Consider the following 15,472-nt stretch of genomic DNA (forward strand, 5'->3'; position numbering starts at 1 on the left):
CCGAATGGTTGTCACTGCATGGCTTGGTGGTGGATCGTAGTGTAGGCCTTCGTACTGGACGGGTAAAGCATCAATACACCGTCGGCACAAACACCTCCGCTGGGAGCGGTGTGCGTTGATAGTCCTCGTCGTGCTCGCGCGGGGGGAGTTCGATCGGTTCGCGGGGCACTTCGGTGTAGGGGATTTGCTGCAACAGATGGTGGATGCAGTTCAGTCGGGCGCGCTTTTTGTAGTCGGCCTCCACGATCCACCAGGGGGCTTCGGCGATGTTGGTCCGCTGGAACATCTCCTCCTTGGCCAGCGTGTACTGCTCCCAGCGGCGGCGCGACTCGAGGTCCATCGGGCTAAGCTTCCACTGCTTCAGCGGGTCGTCGATGCGGCATTGGAAGCGGAATTGCTGCTCCTCGTCGGTGATCGAGAACCAGTACTTGATCAGATAGATGCCTGAGCGGACCAGCATTCGCTCGAAGTCGGGAACGGTGCGGAAAAACTCTTCGAGTTGCCGCTCGTTGCAGAAGCCCATCACCCGTTCGACACCGGCGCGGTTGTACCAACTGCGGTCGAACAGCACCATCTCTCCGCCCGCCGGCAGGTGGCTGACGTACCGCTGGAAGTACCACTGCGATTGTTCGCGCTTGCTCGGCGCCGGCAGCGCGGCCACGCGGCACACGCGCGGATTAAGCCGCTGCGTGATCCGCTTGATGGTGCCCCCTTTGCCCGCCGCGTCGCGGCCTTCAAACAGCACCGCGATCTTCGCCTTGTGCTCCACGACCCAGTCTTGCAGTTTGATCAACTCTCGCTGCAGTCGCACCAGTTCGCGAAAGTAAACTCGACGCGAAATAGGGCCTTGGCGAACTTCGGGCCGCGGATGCTCCGCCCGCTCGTCGACGGCTTCCTCCAACTCGATTTCAAACTCCTCGTCAATCGAGTCAAGGACTTCTTCGCGCAACCGATCGAGGTCGCGTTCGTAGTTCTGTTTGGACATACCTGGGTGGAATGAACTGGGATGCAGCGATGGCGAATGTCACGCATCGTCATTCTAACATCATTCGCAGAGGGTGGCACGGACACTGGTGCTACCCAATTCGGCTGCCGAACTCCTAATTCTCCAACTCCGCCACCACTCGGCAGGGCGCACCGGTTCCGCCGGTGATTTTCATCGGCAGCGCGTAAACACGAAATCCGGTGGCTGGCAGGTCTTTCATGCTGGCGACGTTCTCCAACGCTGGCGTGTTGCGCTCGAATAGATTCACGTGGCTTTGGAACTGTCGCGACGGGCCGTTGTCGATGCTCGCGGTGTCGATGCCCACGGCCTTGATGCGTCGGGCGGAGCACAGCCAACTGGCGGCCGCCGGATCGAGGCCCGGGAAGTGCAGCTTGTCGACCGCCGCGGGGCCCATCTCGTCGGTGCCCAGGTACTTCTTGCGATCGGGCCAGTGCTCGGCGTAGCCGGTCCTCAGCAGCACAATCTTCTCGGCCAGCGATGCATTGTTCGCCAGCTCCCACTGCTTCAGGTCATCGATCGTCACCAGGTAGTCGCGATCCACTGAGCAGGGCGTGGTGACGTCAACACAAACCGCCTCGCCCACCAACCGGTCGAGCGGAATCTGCTCGACCGTCTGCCCGTGCTCCGCAAAGTGATACGGCGCGTCGATATGCGTTCCGCCATGCTCAGGCGCGTCGTACCGGCTGGCGGCGTAGAAGTAGCCGCGGTCGGTGAATCCGGCCGAGAGCTTCTTGAGGTCGAAGCCTGGCTCGGTGGGCCAGTACACGGTCTCAGCGTCGAACGCATGCGTCAGATCGATCACATTCGGACCTGCGGCATGGCTCGGCGCAAGCGTGGTGACACTCAGTGCTAGCGCGAAAGCAATCGTGACGACCCGCATGGTTTACCTCCCTTGAATGACAACCCCTGGGCGTATGACTCAAAGTTAGGCTATTCCTGCCGGGGCGACAAATAAAAGCCGCAATTGCAGCAGCGACTTTTTGCATCGCGCACTCCTGCGCGTTAGAATCCACCCCTGCGAAGGGGGCTCCTTTTCTTGTCTTACTCCCGCGGGAGGGCAGCTATGTCGGACGATCGAATGCAGGTCGCACGGGCGGCCGATCAGGTGGTGATTCGAATCATCGGCCGGGCAACCATGCAGGAAAGTCCCGCGCTGCGGAAGGCAGCCGAGATGGCGCTCGATGCGTATCACCTGGTGTGGGACATGTCGCAGTGCGAGTACCTCGACAGCACCATGCTGGGCTGCTTGATCGGCGTGCGGAAGCTGGCCGAGCGGCTCAAGCGACAGATGCTCATCGTGGCCGACGACTCTCGCCAGGTGAAGCTATTCACCACTTCGTCGCTCGACAAGTACTTCGACTTCATTGACGAGTGCCCCGAGGTCACCACCGACTGGCTGGATATCGAACCCGAGGGAATCGACACCGACGCGCTCAGCCGCCACGTGCTGGTGTGCCACGAACGACTCGCCGACCGCGGCGGCGCCGACGGCGAAGCCTTCCGCCGAGTGGTCGACCGCCTGTCGACCGAGATCGAACAGAAGGACATGGACTGCATGCTGGAAGAGCACGACTCGCAGATCGGCGAGTAACCGCCGCGACTTCAGGGTAGCGTGGGACAGCAGGCTTAAATTTTCTCGAGCGCCGCGCGGAGGCTGGCTTCGTCGTCCTTGGAGAGCGATGTTTGGAATACCTTGCCCTTGCCGGCGAATTCCTTGAGGCCGTCGAGCACCTTGTCGTTGGTTGCTTTGCGCACCAGCACGAACAAGGCGGAGCTGCCAGGTGTGAACGACGCGCCCATCTCCTTCATCTGGTTGTCGTCGATGCCGATGTCGGTAAACAGGCCCGACAGCGCGCCGGCGCCGGCTCCGACGGCGGCACCCAGCAGGGGATTGAGGAACAGCAGTCCAATCAGCGTGCCCCAGAACCCGCCACCCACAGCGCCAGCCGCGGTGAGGTTCACCGCCTGATGCAGTTGCACCTTGCCGGCCTCGTTCTTGGTGACGACAACCGCGTCCTCCATCTCGATGAGATACTGCTTCTGCATCTTCACCAGCGCCGTCCGCATTTCGAACGCTGTATGCTCGTCGTCGAACACAATCACAATCAGATTGCTCATGTCTTTGCTCCTAGCTGGAAGGATATACGCCGCACCGCCCCCTGATTATAGGGCAGTTGGCCGAGCCGGGAAGCTACCAAGGCTGCAAGAACAAAAAGACATTGGGTGCCTGGGGACGAGTGCAACGAGCCCCCAGCAGTATGAGCACTGTGGGCGAGCTCAACTCGACCACAGCCACCCTGAGTCTCCGCGTGAGAACCTTTACATCCGCTCGACGCACTCGATGCCCAGAAGGCCGAGGCCTGTTTCGAGCGTGCGAGCGGATAGCGCGCACAGCGCGAGCCGGCTGGTCTTCAGTTCATCCGTCTCAGCCTTGATCACCGGGCAATTCTGGAAGAACGTGGCGTACGCCTGGGCCAGGTCAAACAGGTAGGCCGTGAGGTGATTAGGCCGGTAGTCTTCGACCACCTTGTCGAGCGCCTCGGCGAAGCGAAGAAGCTGCATCGCGAGCGCCCGCTCTTCGGGCGTGTCGATCGTGATGCTCTCGGCACCGGCAAGGGCTTGCTCTTCGGTGACCTCGGCCTTGCCAAAGATGCCCCGCACCCGAGCATAACTGTACTGCATGTACGCGGCCGTGTTGCCGGTCATGGCCAGCATTTTGTCGTAGCTAAACGTGTAGTCGCTCGTTCGATTGTGGGCGAGGTCGGCGTACTTGATCGCGCCGATGCCGATTCGTTCGGCCACTTGCTGTCGCTCTTCGTCGGTGGTGAGCACCGGACTCTCGTCGGCAATCGCTCGCGCGCGAGCAACTGCTTCATCTACGAGGCCCATCAAACCTTCAGCGTCACCGCTTCGCGTTTTCTTTGGTTTGCCATCTTCGCCCAACACAGTGCCGAAGCTCACGTGCTGGAGTTCGACGTTCTCGCAGCCGCACTGCTTGGCCGTGGCGAATAGTTGTTCGAAGTGCAATCCCTGCCGATGATCGACCACGTACAGAATTGCGTCGGGCTGCCAATGTTCGAGCCGGTAGGCGATCGTCGCCAGGTCGGTCGTCGAGTACAGAAAAGCCCCGTCCTGCTTGCGAACGATAAACGGCGCGGCGAACCCTTCGAGGAACACACACATCGCCCCGTCGCTCTCGGTCGCCAAGCCCCGCTTTTCGAGATCGGCCACTACCGCAGCCAATCGGTCATGATAGAAACTCTCGCCCAGAGTGTGATCGAACGAGACGTTCAGTCGGTCGTAGACCTTTTGGTTCGCTTCGAGGCACGCCGGCAGAAATTTCTTCCACAATTCGAGGTTGGTGGCATCCTCGGCATGCAGTTTGGCTGTCTCGTCGAGAACCGCCCTGCCGATGTTCGCATGCTCGGCAGCCAGCGGAGCGAGCGTCGCGTCGTTGTCCACCGCGGCGATCTTCTTCTCGATCGACTCTTTCTCTTCCCTCAGGTCGCCCAGAGATGCCTCGGCTTGTCGTAGCTTCTTCGCTGCTTGCTTGTCGGCCTTCTTGTCGCCGGTGGGCTCGGCCGCCGACAGTTTTGCTACCGTCTCTTCTTGCTTTGCAATCCGCTCATTGATTGCCGGCAAACCGTTGGTCTTGGCCGAATGGTACTCGACCAACCCGTTAACGAGCTTATACAGCCGGCCCAGTTCAGCGACGGGCTCTTTGGCCAAGGCCGCTTCATCCACAAAGTTCTTGTAGCCGTAGATGATCATGCCGAACTGGGTGCCCCAGTCGCCGATGTGGTTGTCGGTGATCACTTGGTGGCCGAGGAACCGCAGCACGTTGGCGATGGCCGCACCGATCACGGTTGATCGGATGTGACCCACGTGCATTGGCTTGGCGACGTTGGGCGATGAGTAGTCGACCACCACGCACTTCGGCTCAGTAGCCTGCGGCACGCCCAGGTGCGCGGTGTCTTTGGCCGCGGCGGCAAGCGCAGCGGTGATGGCCTCGTCTTTGATCCGCAGATTGATGAACCCTGGACCTGCGATCTCCGGCGGGTCGCACAGGTCGGTTACGTCGAGCGACTTGACGAGCGCCGCCGCTACTTCGCGGTGCGGCTTGTCCAGTTGCTTGCCAAGCGGCATCGCGCAGTTGGCCTGGTAGTCGCCGAACTTGGCGTCGGTGCTGGGGCGAATCAGCTCGAGCACCGGCGCGACGTCGCCGGTAAATCCTTCGAGAGACTGCACACTACTGGCGAACCGGGATCGTATTTCGGCGAGGAAGTTCATTGGGTAAAGTGGGAACGTGCAGTCGGACGATGGGGCTTACTCGGCCGCGGGGGGTTCCTCTTTGTCCCACGGCAGCGGCACACGCACGGCGCCGTCCCATAGATCTTCCAGGGCGTAGTAGTCGCGGGTGTCGCGGTCGAACAGATGGACGACCACCGAACCGTAGTCGAGCAGGATCCAGCGGCTTTCGCTGTAGCCTTCGATGCCCATCCGCTTGTCGCCCAGATCGTCTTCCAAGCGGTGGTCGATCTCTTCGCTGATCGCGTGCAACTGCCGTCGGCTATTGCCAGTGGCAATGACGAAATAATCGAATTCGGGCGTGATGCTCCGCATGTCCAAGAGCACAATCTCCTGGCCGCGGTTTTCTTCGGCGGTCTGAGCAGCAGCCATCGCTAGTTGCAGGCTGCGGTCGGCTCGGGCATCGCTGGTGGCGGACGGAGTTTCGGTCAACGGGCTGGTGGCGTTCATTGGGTGGAGGAGCATTTTCTGCGTAAGCTGGGTATTTTATCGGACACCGAGGGCGAGAACAATCGCCAACGAACTCCCGCAACCGGGCCTTTTACCGGGGCTCGCCGAGTTTGGCGGGCAATTCTACAATCCTCAGAACGGTACTCCGCACACTGGCCAATCGAGGAAATGCAACATGGGCGACTGGATCGAAGAAGGCAAAAAAGCCCCCGCTTTTACACTGACCGCAGACGATGGGTCGAAGGTTCGCTTGTCGGAGCTGGCCGGCTCGCCGGTGGTGCTCTATTTCTACCCCAAGGACGACACCCCCGGCTGCACCCGCGAGGCGTGCGCATTCCGCGACCAGAAGGCCAAGCTCAAAAAGCTGGGAGCGGTGGTGCTGGGCGTGAGTGCCGACTCGGTGGAGAGCCACGTGAAGTTCCGCGACAAGTACAAGCTGAACTTCCCACTGCTGGCCGACACCGATCACAAGATTGCCGAAAAGTACGGCGCCTGGCGCGAGAAGAACATGTATGGCAAGAAGTCGATGGGCATCCAGCGAAGCACCTTCCTGATCGACGGTAAAGGCAAGGTGGCGAAATTGTGGAAGCGCGTGAAGGTCGACGGGCACGACGAGCAAGTGCTCGAAGCACTCAAACAGCTCGAATAACCAGGAGCCCATCTCCACGCCATCTCTCCTATCTTCCTCCTCTCTTTGCCCAAGTGTAGGGTTTGCCACCCGTACTTCGCGGCGCAGGGAGTTGCTGCTGGCGGCTTCGTGGTTCGGAAACCCACACCTCTCAGCGCCGCCTCCGAGATCCGGCCCGCACGCAACACGCACGGCTGTCCGAAGTCTGCAAGCAATTCCTATGGTGCTCAATCGCCCGTTTGGAGTACACTCTCGGTTACTCTTCAATTGATCGGGCATCTGTAAGGCAGGGCGGCTTTGTTCATAGTTCGTTGGCGCGCAGCGGGCGGCACTTCGCTGTTCCCATGCCACGCGCCACCAATCCAGTACGTTGCGTCGTGATAGCGATGCTGTCTGGGAGGCTTGGTTCGATGGATTGCGATCAGGTTTTCATGGTGCTTACGAGTGGACCGTTCCCGACGGGCGACGCTTCGGACGTTGCCGTGGAGGAACACCTGGAACGCTGCACCGATTGCTGGCGTTTTGCCGAGGCACTGCGCCCGGCACATGATTTGTTCGAAGAAGCCGTTCCAGCCAGCGAAGGCCGCGACCTGCCGGGCTACTGGGGCGACGCGATTCCCGCGCGGACCGCAATGGCCCAGGTGCAACAAACGGCCCTCCGCACCGCGGAGCTCGGCCATTCGGTACGCCCCGCACGCGAGCTGTACTACACGCCAGCCACCGCGCGGCAGACCAACCGCTGGTACGATCTGGCACGCGTTGCAGTGATTACAACAGGTGTGGTCGCCACCGTGGCCCTGATGGTGTGGGCCTTCCGATAGTACGGTCCTGACGCTTGCAACGGTCATTCGGCGACTCGGCTTCCGGTAACCAACATTGCGGCATCACTTTCATTTGCCGCGCGCAAAACTCTGAGCTAGCTTTGAGTGGTCCAAGCTGCGCGAAGATTGCGTAGCGGGCTCATCGGTCCCGTTGCGACTGGTGCTTTTCGCCGCCCACGTAGTGCTGCCCCCTATCTTCGCGCTGCGTTACGCTGGCAACTTCACGTCACCCAGGAATGCTCATCGATGGCTTGGATCGGCAGCAGTTCGGACGTTCCCACTTGCCAGGTTCCCCGCGTATTGGGGGGCGAGGTCGCCAAGCTGTTGCAACGGATGCAGCCAACCATCCATCACGATCAACGCGCCGACGCGCGAACACCGATCCCCTATCTGTTCGAACTCGCCCCGCAGCCCGATGAAGTGCCCGACTTGCAGTACCACACCATGGTGGTGGTGGGCCGGGACATTTCGGATCGGGGCATCGGATTCTTTCACCAGAAGCCCATCCCCTACCGCCGCGCGGTGCTGTCGATCGACCTACCCGTCGAAGGTCTGGTGCAGCTCGAGATCGACCTCCTATGGTGCCGTTTCACCAGCCTCGGCTGGTACGAAAGCGGCGGACGGATACTCGGCGTCTCCAGCGGCGCCTTCCCCACTTCGCAGGCTGGGTAGCACGGAGTTCTTTCCGTTTGGCGCACCTCTGCGCCTGCAATAATTATCTCTCCCCATCGCGATCTAAAGGTCGGCAATCGCCATTTTGGGCCAGATTGCGCCTATACTGGGTGAGCGGGTGGTTTCCGCTGCACCGGTCACTATTCAGGGGAGAAGACACTATGTCGAGCTACCTACGCGGGACCTATCTGCTAGCTGCCGCAGCGGCGGTGAGCCTTGTCGCCCTCGCGACCACTACCGCTCAGCCGCCGGCCGACAATCCGTTCGGGCCGCCGCTGGGACAACCCGCCGAGGAGGCCGCTCCTGCGGCGGATGCTGAGCAGCCATCTGCCGACAAAAAGGCGGCACTGTACGACGCGATCCTCGACAGCGCGAAGCGAAACACGCCCGTCTACTGGGCCGACGAGCAGTTCAAACAATCCACCCACATCCGCAGGGTCTTGCGTGAACCGCTCAACAGTATTGGTATTGAGGTCAAAGATGCGCCCTTGAACGAAGTCGTCAAATTCATTCGCGATGAATACAACATCGAAGTCCAACTCGACCTGGTCGGGCTGGACGAGATCGGCCTGAACCCCAAGGAGCCAGTCACCGCCGACTTACGGCACATCTCGCTCGGCAGCGCGCTGCAACTCATGCTCCGCCCGCTCGAACTGACGTACTACATCGACAACGAAGTGCTCGTCATTACCACCGACGAAGTGGCTTGCGCGCGCCCCGTCGTGGCAATCTATCCTGTGGGCGACCTGCTGGAAGTGAAGCAGGGTTACGAACGTGATGCCACCACCGACAACGGCGCCCGTCGTCCCGAAGACATTGAAACGCTGGTAGACCTGATCTACTCGAACGTCGCTTCGGACACGTGGGTCGTCAACGGCGGCCCGGAGGCCGAGATTCGCACCATGCAGCCTGGTTTGCTGGTGGTCACACAGACCCAGGATGTCCATGAGCGAATCAGCAAACTGCTTTTGGCCCTCCGCCTGGCGAAAGACCACCCGGCCGCCAGGCCACATCGGCAGATGACACCGGAAGAACGAGAAGCCAAAGCGGAGGAAGAGCAACTCCACCGAGGCGGCGGGGCGTTCTAGAGTTCCCCCGTAGAACGGAATTCATTCCGTTTGTAAGTCGGCCGGTGGTTCAACTAACGGAATGAATTCCGTTCTACAAAAAAGTCAGCATGTCCGTCCCTATTCGCGCGGTGCTTCTCGGGTTACTACTTGCCGGGATGATGATCGCGCGCACTGCGGCGCAAGAGCCACCACCACCGACCGACGACCCCGAAACTCCAGTCTTCTGGGTCGAGAGCAACCCGCAGCAGACCGACGAAATCCGCCGGACTTTGCGCGCACCGCTGACCGAGCATGGCCTGGTGTTTCAAAGTACTTCGCTCGCCAAGGTCGTCGACTTCTTGCGCGAAGAGTACGACATGGAGATCCAACTCGACCAGCCGGCTCTGGACGATCTCGCCCTCTCGCCCAACGAACGCTTGAACGTCAACTTACGGGGCATTTCGCTCGGTGCCGGCTTGCGACTTATGCTGCGGCAGTTGGAACTGACCTACGTCATCCGCGACGAAGTGCTTTTGATCACTACCGAACAGGAGGCTTGGTCCCACCAATCGACTGCTATCTACCCAGTGGGCGATCTCCTTGCCAATAATGGCGGTCCAACTGCGACCCTCGAGGACTTGATCGACGTGATCATCGGTAATACGGCATCCGATAGATGGACCTACAACGGAGGCCCGGTGCGAAGCATCCGCGCGATCCAACCAGGTCTGCTAGTGATCACAGTCAACCAAGACCTCCACGAGCAGATCCAGCAACTTCTCAAAGCGCTTCGCCGCGCCAGGCAACATGAATTTACCGTGCCGCACAAGGTACGGCCGCCGAAACTCCCGCCAATGCCTGGACCTGGTCCCGAGTCCTTCTCCAATTGATTGCCATGAGAAGGCACAAAAGGGAACCCTTGGCGGCATCCACTTTGTGCCTTTTCTATCCTTTTTGTGGCGATACCGTTGACCCGCCTTTAACTGCGCTCGTTCTGCGGTCGGCTTGTCCCACGCTCAACAACCGGCGAAGATGGACCCATGCAACTGGGGTCCACCACCATTGTCGACACATTCGCCGAAGCGTTCCGCATGCGGTACGCGCGGCTGATTGTCTCGGCCATCGACGACTACTGGGTCGAAGCTGCGACGCGCGAGCTGTGTGGGTACGGGTCGAGCGTCATCCAGTGCGACGCCGAGATCGCCGTGGAGCGGCTGCTCGCGCCGGACGAGTCGCCCGACGGTCGGCCGGCCGCCTCGGTTTTGGCGTTTGGCTTCTCGACCGACGCCTTGGCCAAAGCGATCCCCAAGCGCGTGGGCCAGTGCGTGATGACCTGCGCCACGACGGCCGTGTACGACGGGCTGCCGGCGGTCGACGGAGTGGAGCAAGATCGCATTCCGCTTGGCAAACACATTCGCTTTTTTGGCGACGGTTTTCAGAAGAGCAAAAAGCCCGGCGCCCGGCGGTACTGGCGGATCCCCGTGATGGATGGAGAGTTCCTGGTCGAAGAGTCGCTCGGCGTGCAGAAAGGCGTGGCCGGTGGCAACATCATCCTCGAAGGCACCTCGCAAGCGATCGCGTTGGCTGCCGCGCGGCGGGTGGTCGAAGCGGTCGCCCCGCTGCCGGAAGTGATCACCCCTTTCCCGGGCGGCGTGGTGCGGAGCGGCAGCAAAGTCGGCTCGCGGTACAAGGGCATGATCGCCTCGACGAACGACGCCTTCTGCCCGACGCTCCGCGGCCGCGTCGAAACCGAGTTGGTGCCCGAAGCCCAGTGCGCCTACGAAATCGTGATTAACGGCAGCAGCGAATCGGCGGTGGCTGACGCGATGCGCGCGGCCCTGCAAGCAGCCGCCGGCGAGGGAATTCCGGCCATTTCGGCCGGCAATTACGGGGGCAAACTGGGCAAGTTTCACTATCACCTGCGCGAGTTGCTAGCGGAATAGTCGCACAGGCTGCGCTCGCGGAGCGAGCGACCACATTCGTTTGCCGGCGGCTCCACACGACTCGCGGGTCTTGGTAAACTGTGGGGCTCGCCCAGATGGGTTTGTCTGGCGCATTTTTGACCCAAATGTCGTTGAAGTGATGACCGACTCCGAAAAGCTGTCGACCGATCAGGAAACTCCCGCCGAGACTGCCCCGCAGGAGGAGGCTTCCACAGCGGAAACTTCCCCCGCTGAGGCCACAGTAACTCCAACGCCCGAAGCGGCGCCAGTGGAGCAAACTGCAGACGCCGCTGTGGAGAACTCCGCCGGAGGCGAAGGCGAGTCGGAGAAGCCACGGCAACGGATTCTGATCGGCACCCAGCGCGCCGAAGACGCGGCCGAGAAGCCCGTCGCTAAAGCAACCGCGCTGCCGCCGGCGGTGGATCCGAGCGAGAAGGAAGGAGCCAGCTCTCGTCCCGAGGCTCCCAAGCCGACCGGCAAGATCTACCCGCCGCCAAACATCCGTGACCAACTGAGCCCCGAGCTAGAACAAGAGTTCGAAGCCGCGCTGGGCGGAGAGTCGCTCGACGCGCTGATGGAGAAGGGCGGCCAAGCGCCTGGCGAGGAGATTCCCGAAGGCACGAGCGTCACCGGCCGCGTGTCGAAGATCTATCAAGACAACGTGTTCGTCGACCTCGGCGGCAACAACCAGGGCGTCGTGCTGTTCAAACAGTTCGAGGACCGCGAGCTGCCCGAGCCCGGCACCGAGCTGAACGTGGTGGTGGTGCGTGGCGGCGACGACGGTTTGTACGAACTCACCCTGCCCGGCGCGGCAGTGGAAGTCGGCAACTGGGAGGACGTCGAGGAAGGCCAGGTGGTCGAAGTGGTGGTCACTGGCTCGAACAAGGGCGGCCTCGAATGCCAGGTGGCCGGACTGCGGGGCTTCATGCCGATGGGACAGATTTCCATTTACCGCGTGGAGAATCCCGAGGAGTACGTCGGCCAGAAGATGAACGCGGTGGTGACCGAAGCCAACCCCGAGCGGCGCAACCTGGTGCTCAGCCACCGCGGCGTGATGGAACGCGAAAAGGCCGAGAAGCGCGACGAGCTGATGAAGGAACTGGCCGTCGGGCAGATGCGCGAAGGTGTGGTTCGCAGCCTACGCGACTTCGGCGCGTTCGTCGACCTGGGTGGCGTGGATGGTTTGATCCACGTATCGAAGATGAGCTGGGATCGCGTGAATCACCCCAGCGAAGTGCTATCGGAAGGTCAGCAGGTCAAAGTCAAAATCGAACGCATCGACGCCGACACCGGCAAGATCGGCCTCTCGTACCGCGAAAGTGCCGAGAACCCGTGGGACAAAGTCGAAACCAAGTACTACACCGGCGCCACGGTGAAAGGCACCGTGTCGAAGACAATGGACTTCGGTGCGTTCGTCAAGCTCGAGCCGGGCGTCGAGGGACTGATTCACATCAGCGAACTGGCCCACGGCCGCGTGTTCCGCACCACCGATGTGGTGAGCGAAGGGCAGGGCGTCGAAGTGAAAGTGCTGACGGTCGATAAAGAAAAGCAACGCATCGGCCTCAGCCTGCGGGCGCTAACCGAAGCCCCGCAAAAGGCCAAGGACAAAGACGAAGCCGAGACGGACTTCACCCCCCCATCCGACGCCCCCAAAGCGCCCGAGAAACGCAAAGGCCAGCTTAAAGGTGGCATCGGCGGACCAAGCGGCGGCGAGCAGTTTGGGTTGAAGTGGTAGAGTGAGTTCCAGCTTGGCTCTCTACGTTCAGTTGATGAACCGTGCACAACGCGGTTGCCTATCGGGCTCGCTTCACTCACCCCATCAAGTGGTGCACGCATGGCCGATCTTCCTGAAGAGCCCCACATTGCAACTCTTGTAGACGCGATGGCACAACTGGCAAGTGCAATGGAGTGTGAGCCTTTGCCAAAGGATGAGGCAATCCACCTTCTGGAGCACCTGCTTTTCCATCGCGAGAGGCACGGACGCAAGGGTAGGGCACGTTGGCCATTGGTGGTCCGAGGAATCATCACGGAATTGGAGCTCCGGAATCAGCTGATGGCTCACAGTACAACGGAACTGGCCCACCATAACAACGTCGACCATCCCGAGCATTTTGCCGGCGACTTTCGGGAATTGGGTCTGGCGTTCGAGATGGGGCTCTACGGGCGCGAAGCCAAGCTTTGCTCCGCTGATTTTTACGACCACGCAGGCAACCCGAATCGAGTCCGTGTGATCGAGCGCCTGGCAGTTGACTGCCCCTTGTCGCCAGCGCAACTCTGCGAGGGCCTGCAGCGGCAGCTCAATCTGCCTGAATTCCACAACGGCCACAGCGAAGAAGATTGGCGCTCGGCCGTTGAAGCCGGCATTACGTACGAAGTTTCCCGACCCTCCAAGCGCGCAGGCAGTCTGGATGCATGGGACAGGTCGGTACCGGTAGGGTGCAATGTTGCCATCACGATCGCCGCTTCCAAGTATGAACCTCCCGGACAGGATCCCGATTGGGATTCGACCGAAGTCGTTGAGCGAGTGGGACAAGGTATGGCCGACCTCCTCCAGCAACCTGTCTACCATCATCGCAGCTGGCTGGGACCCGACAAGATTGTCATGCGCGATCGGGTGTTCCAGCCAAGCTCGAACGCGAAAAGCGATTCATGATCTACTCCAAAGTCCGACTTCCGCAGACCGAAGCGGCGGCGGCCGCTTTCGAGAAAGTCGCCCGGCAATATTGCCTGGTTGCAGCACGCGAACCCAATGAAGTTCTCTATCTGATTCCTTCCGAGGCACTGGAGCAGCTGGGCGTCACCTACGATTTGGTCGAGGCCAATCTGCCCGCGCCCCTGTCACCAGACGGACAGCCGTTAGCTACGGGGACCACCCGGATGTGGATGCCCCCGTGCCTGCTACTGCGCCGGAAGGATGGACAGGCGTTCGATCTCGAAACATGGCGAAGCATTGCCTCAGCATGCGGTGCGGAGATTACCGACCAGTATGAAGCCATAAACCCATTCACGCAGGGTCCGATGCATGTGCAAAAACCTGGCAGCGGACGCTGGGAGCGAGACGGCCAAACCCTACATCTTCTCTTTCGCGGAGAGGATGTCCATATCCGTCACCCTTGCGATATTCGCGATCGACAGCTCAACCACCTCGCGTTGTTGCTAGACGCTGATCTGATTCCTGAGGATACCTCGGAACAGTGGCAGCGTGAGCGGGAGAAACGAAGCGACTGCTGAACTGTGGAGCATACTAGCTACCCACCAACCGCCGAATCCGCCACCGCAAGATGGGCCCCACGTTCCCGCCTAGGAAGCAGCGTAGGTTCTCATCGGCGAGCAGAGACGATGCCTTGGCTTGCAGGTCCTCCTCGGTAGCGGACTCCAGCAGTTGGAAATACTCTTCGGACCAAAGCAGCTTGCTCTGGTCGGCGCGCAGCGCCTCGTAGGCCATTGCCGCCGCCATTGAGTGGGGGTCCTCCATTTCGACATCCAATTGTCGGCGCATTTTGGTCCGTTCTCGATCGAGCCAATCCTGATTGAGTCCCTCAAAGGCCAAGTTCCGAAACTGATCGATCAGGAACGCCACGGCGGAATGTACATCCGACTTGTTCACGGATACAAAGCTGCTAATCGAGGTATGGTCGAACCAGCAGTAACATTCTGCACTCGCATTGTAAGCCGCCCCGGATTGCCGGCGGAACTGCTTGAACATCTCCCCTTCAGGACCACCTCCCAATCGACTAGCGATCTGCTGAGCCACGAGTCTGGCCAAGGGAGAAGTATCGTTCGATCCATAGTGCAAACAGATCCAGACGGTAGGTGCTGTGTCGTAGGACCAGTTGAACCTGGCTACCGGTGGGATCGGTTGATCGTTAGCGTTTGCGCGGTCGACGGGTGTTTCTTGCATGCCAAAAGTGCTGCGTACGGACGCTTCCGTCTCGTCGGTAGTATTGGGAGCCACCACGGCCAGGGCCGCATTGCGTGGAACGTATTGCTGTCCGACGAATTGTCGCACTGCGTCCAATGAAACTTGAGAGAGGAGCGATTGCTCCTTAGCGACGGATACCTTCCAGTGCGGGTTCTTGTTCAAACGCGAGTAGAAGCGGTCGAGCCGTCGTTGCCGTACAGACACTCCGCTGGGAGCCGCGTCCACCAGTTCGCACCGCATGATCGGGATTTCTCTTTCAAAATCCTCTGAAGATACCTGCAACGGAGCGACTATGTTGGCGAAGAACTCCATCGCCAACGGAAGTCCATCGGCATGCCCGACAATGCTGAAAATAGTGTAATCGGCGGCCGTCATGCCGTTGACGTACGCCCCATGCAGCACGAGCTTGTCGATCAGTGGTTCATTTCGACCGGCAAACGCCAGATGCTCTGCGAGGTGTGCCATTGTCGGTTGCCCAACCGGTGCATCCCGCGCACCTACTCGGATCACCAAACTTACTGCAAAGCGCTTCGAGACCCGACGCTCCACGGAGAGTACTTGAAGACCGCTCGGCAGCTTCAACGCCGACCTGTTGCTGGAATCCATGAAGCCCCCGTGACTGCAGGAGTGGGATAGGACGCCAGCACACCGGCTGGGCCTACCTGTCATTCGC

16 protein-coding genes are annotated in these 15,472 nt (G+C 60.6%); 10 read left to right on the forward strand and 6 right to left on the reverse strand.

What is annotated here, in order from left to right; genetic code table 11:
* Positions 1-70: 70 nt before the first annotated feature.
* Together ppk2 and ACQK2L_RS05525 are read right to left on the reverse strand one after the other, a co-directional pair.
* On the reverse strand, positions 71-985 hold the full coding sequence (gene ppk2, locus ACQK2L_RS05520) for a polyphosphate kinase 2 (protein ID WP_425395931.1): 915 nt from the start codon (positions 983-985) through the stop codon (positions 71-73).
* 115 nt (positions 986-1,100) lie between these two features.
* Positions 1,101-1,886, reverse strand: a complete 786-nt coding sequence (locus ACQK2L_RS05525) for a cyclase family protein (RefSeq protein ID WP_425395932.1) — start codon at positions 1,884-1,886, stop codon at positions 1,101-1,103.
* Positions 1,887-2,069: 183 nt separating this feature from the next.
* On the opposite strand from ACQK2L_RS05525, the gene ACQK2L_RS05530 reads away from it, so the two are divergent.
* The gene (locus ACQK2L_RS05530) at positions 2,070-2,597 is read left to right on the forward strand and encodes an STAS domain-containing protein (protein ID WP_425395933.1); all 528 of its coding nucleotides are present in this window, start codon (positions 2,070-2,072) and stop codon (positions 2,595-2,597) included.
* Positions 2,598-2,632: 35 nt separating this feature from the next.
* Here the strand turns inward: ACQK2L_RS05530 and ACQK2L_RS05535 are convergent, their stop codons facing one another.
* From ACQK2L_RS05535 to rsfS, 3 genes are all read right to left on the reverse strand, one after another.
* Positions 2,633-3,124 (reverse strand): DUF1269 domain-containing protein, encoded by a 492-nt coding sequence (locus tag ACQK2L_RS05535; protein ID WP_425395934.1) that lies wholly within the window; start codon positions 3,122-3,124, stop codon positions 2,633-2,635.
* A 201-nt stretch (positions 3,125-3,325) separates the two neighbouring features.
* Complete coding sequence (gene argS, locus ACQK2L_RS05540; protein WP_425395935.1) at positions 3,326-5,296, reverse strand: arginine--tRNA ligase; 1,971 nt, start codon at positions 5,294-5,296, stop codon at positions 3,326-3,328.
* A gap of 36 nt (positions 5,297-5,332) precedes the next feature.
* A complete protein-coding gene (rsfS, locus tag ACQK2L_RS05545; protein WP_425395936.1) occupies positions 5,333-5,779 on the reverse strand; it encodes a ribosome silencing factor in 447 nt (148 codons plus the stop codon).
* 160 nt (positions 5,780-5,939) lie between these two features.
* Between rsfS and bcp the strand changes: the two genes are divergently transcribed.
* The 9 genes from bcp (at position 5,940) to ACQK2L_RS05590 (ending at position 14,108) form a co-directional block, all read left to right on the forward strand.
* The gene (gene bcp, locus ACQK2L_RS05550; protein ID WP_425395937.1) at positions 5,940-6,413 is read left to right on the forward strand and encodes a thioredoxin-dependent thiol peroxidase; all 474 of its coding nucleotides are present in this window, start codon (positions 5,940-5,942) and stop codon (positions 6,411-6,413) included.
* A 389-nt stretch (positions 6,414-6,802) separates the two neighbouring features.
* The gene (locus ACQK2L_RS05555; protein ID WP_425395938.1) at positions 6,803-7,213 is read left to right on the forward strand and encodes a hypothetical protein; all 411 of its coding nucleotides are present in this window, start codon (positions 6,803-6,805) and stop codon (positions 7,211-7,213) included.
* A 246-nt stretch (positions 7,214-7,459) separates the two neighbouring features.
* On the forward strand, positions 7,460-7,885 hold the full coding sequence (locus ACQK2L_RS05560) for a hypothetical protein (protein WP_425395939.1): 426 nt from the start codon (positions 7,460-7,462) through the stop codon (positions 7,883-7,885).
* 161 nt (positions 7,886-8,046) lie between these two features.
* Positions 8,047-8,973, forward strand: coding sequence for a hypothetical protein (locus ACQK2L_RS05565; RefSeq protein WP_425395940.1), 927 nt, complete (start codon positions 8,047-8,049; stop codon positions 8,971-8,973).
* A gap of 89 nt (positions 8,974-9,062) precedes the next feature.
* Positions 9,063-9,824, forward strand: coding sequence for a hypothetical protein (locus ACQK2L_RS05570; RefSeq protein ID WP_425395941.1), 762 nt, complete (start codon positions 9,063-9,065; stop codon positions 9,822-9,824).
* A gap of 150 nt (positions 9,825-9,974) precedes the next feature.
* The gene (fhcD, locus tag ACQK2L_RS05575) at positions 9,975-10,877 is read left to right on the forward strand and encodes a formylmethanofuran--tetrahydromethanopterin N-formyltransferase (protein ID WP_425395942.1); all 903 of its coding nucleotides are present in this window, start codon (positions 9,975-9,977) and stop codon (positions 10,875-10,877) included.
* A 139-nt stretch (positions 10,878-11,016) separates the two neighbouring features.
* Complete coding sequence (locus tag ACQK2L_RS05580) at positions 11,017-12,612, forward strand: S1 RNA-binding domain-containing protein (protein ID WP_425395943.1); 1,596 nt, start codon at positions 11,017-11,019, stop codon at positions 12,610-12,612.
* A 99-nt stretch (positions 12,613-12,711) separates the two neighbouring features.
* Positions 12,712-13,530, forward strand: a complete 819-nt coding sequence (locus ACQK2L_RS05585; protein WP_425395944.1) for a hypothetical protein — start codon at positions 12,712-12,714, stop codon at positions 13,528-13,530.
* Complete coding sequence (locus ACQK2L_RS05590; protein ID WP_425395945.1) at positions 13,527-14,108, forward strand: hypothetical protein; 582 nt, start codon at positions 13,527-13,529, stop codon at positions 14,106-14,108. The genes ACQK2L_RS05585 and ACQK2L_RS05590 overlap by 4 nt, the downstream gene beginning before the upstream one ends.
* Positions 14,109-14,121: 13 nt before the next feature.
* Here the strand turns inward: ACQK2L_RS05590 and ACQK2L_RS05595 are convergent, their stop codons facing one another.
* Positions 14,122-15,468 carry a M16 family metallopeptidase gene (locus tag ACQK2L_RS05595; RefSeq protein ID WP_425395946.1) on the reverse strand — a complete coding sequence of 449 codons (1,347 nt, stop codon included), beginning with the start codon at positions 15,466-15,468 and terminating at the stop codon, positions 14,122-14,124.
* Positions 15,469-15,472: the final 4 nt, after the last annotated feature.

Source organism: Aeoliella sp. (assembly GCF_965227375.1).
In the GTDB taxonomy this organism is placed as follows: domain Bacteria; phylum Planctomycetota; class Planctomycetia; order Pirellulales; family Lacipirellulaceae; genus Aeoliella.

Excerpts from the sequence above, each read along its gene's own strand:
- rsfS (WP_425395936.1), bottom strand. The coding sequence starts at position 5,779 with ATGCTCCTCCACCCAATGAACGCCACCAGCCCGTTGACCGAAACTCCG.
- ACQK2L_RS05560 (WP_425395939.1), top strand. The coding sequence starts at position 7,460 with ATGGCTTGGATCGGCAGCAGTTCGGACGTTCCCACTTGCCAGGTTCCC.
- ACQK2L_RS05580 (WP_425395943.1), top strand. The coding sequence starts at position 11,017 with ATGACCGACTCCGAAAAGCTGTCGACCGATCAGGAAACTCCCGCCGAG.
- argS (WP_425395935.1), bottom strand. The coding sequence starts at position 5,296 with ATGAACTTCCTCGCCGAAATACGATCCCGGTTCGCCAGTAGTGTGCAG.
- ACQK2L_RS05555 (WP_425395938.1), top strand. The coding sequence starts at position 6,803 with ATGGATTGCGATCAGGTTTTCATGGTGCTTACGAGTGGACCGTTCCCG.
- ACQK2L_RS05530 (WP_425395933.1), top strand. The coding sequence starts at position 2,070 with ATGTCGGACGATCGAATGCAGGTCGCACGGGCGGCCGATCAGGTGGTG.
- ACQK2L_RS05595 (WP_425395946.1), bottom strand. The coding sequence starts at position 15,468 with ATGACAGGTAGGCCCAGCCGGTGTGCTGGCGTCCTATCCCACTCCTGC.
- ACQK2L_RS05590 (WP_425395945.1), top strand. The coding sequence starts at position 13,527 with ATGATCTACTCCAAAGTCCGACTTCCGCAGACCGAAGCGGCGGCGGCC.
- ACQK2L_RS05525 (WP_425395932.1), bottom strand. The coding sequence starts at position 1,886 with ATGCGGGTCGTCACGATTGCTTTCGCGCTAGCACTGAGTGTCACCACG.
- bcp (WP_425395937.1), top strand. The coding sequence starts at position 5,940 with ATGGGCGACTGGATCGAAGAAGGCAAAAAAGCCCCCGCTTTTACACTG.
- ACQK2L_RS05570 (WP_425395941.1), top strand. The coding sequence starts at position 9,063 with ATGTCCGTCCCTATTCGCGCGGTGCTTCTCGGGTTACTACTTGCCGGG.
- ACQK2L_RS05535 (WP_425395934.1), bottom strand. The coding sequence starts at position 3,124 with ATGAGCAATCTGATTGTGATTGTGTTCGACGACGAGCATACAGCGTTC.
- fhcD (WP_425395942.1), top strand. The coding sequence starts at position 9,975 with ATGCAACTGGGGTCCACCACCATTGTCGACACATTCGCCGAAGCGTTC.
- ppk2 (WP_425395931.1), bottom strand. The coding sequence starts at position 985 with ATGTCCAAACAGAACTACGAACGCGACCTCGATCGGTTGCGCGAAGAA.
- ACQK2L_RS05585 (WP_425395944.1), top strand. The coding sequence starts at position 12,712 with ATGGCCGATCTTCCTGAAGAGCCCCACATTGCAACTCTTGTAGACGCG.
- ACQK2L_RS05565 (WP_425395940.1), top strand. The coding sequence starts at position 8,047 with ATGTCGAGCTACCTACGCGGGACCTATCTGCTAGCTGCCGCAGCGGCG.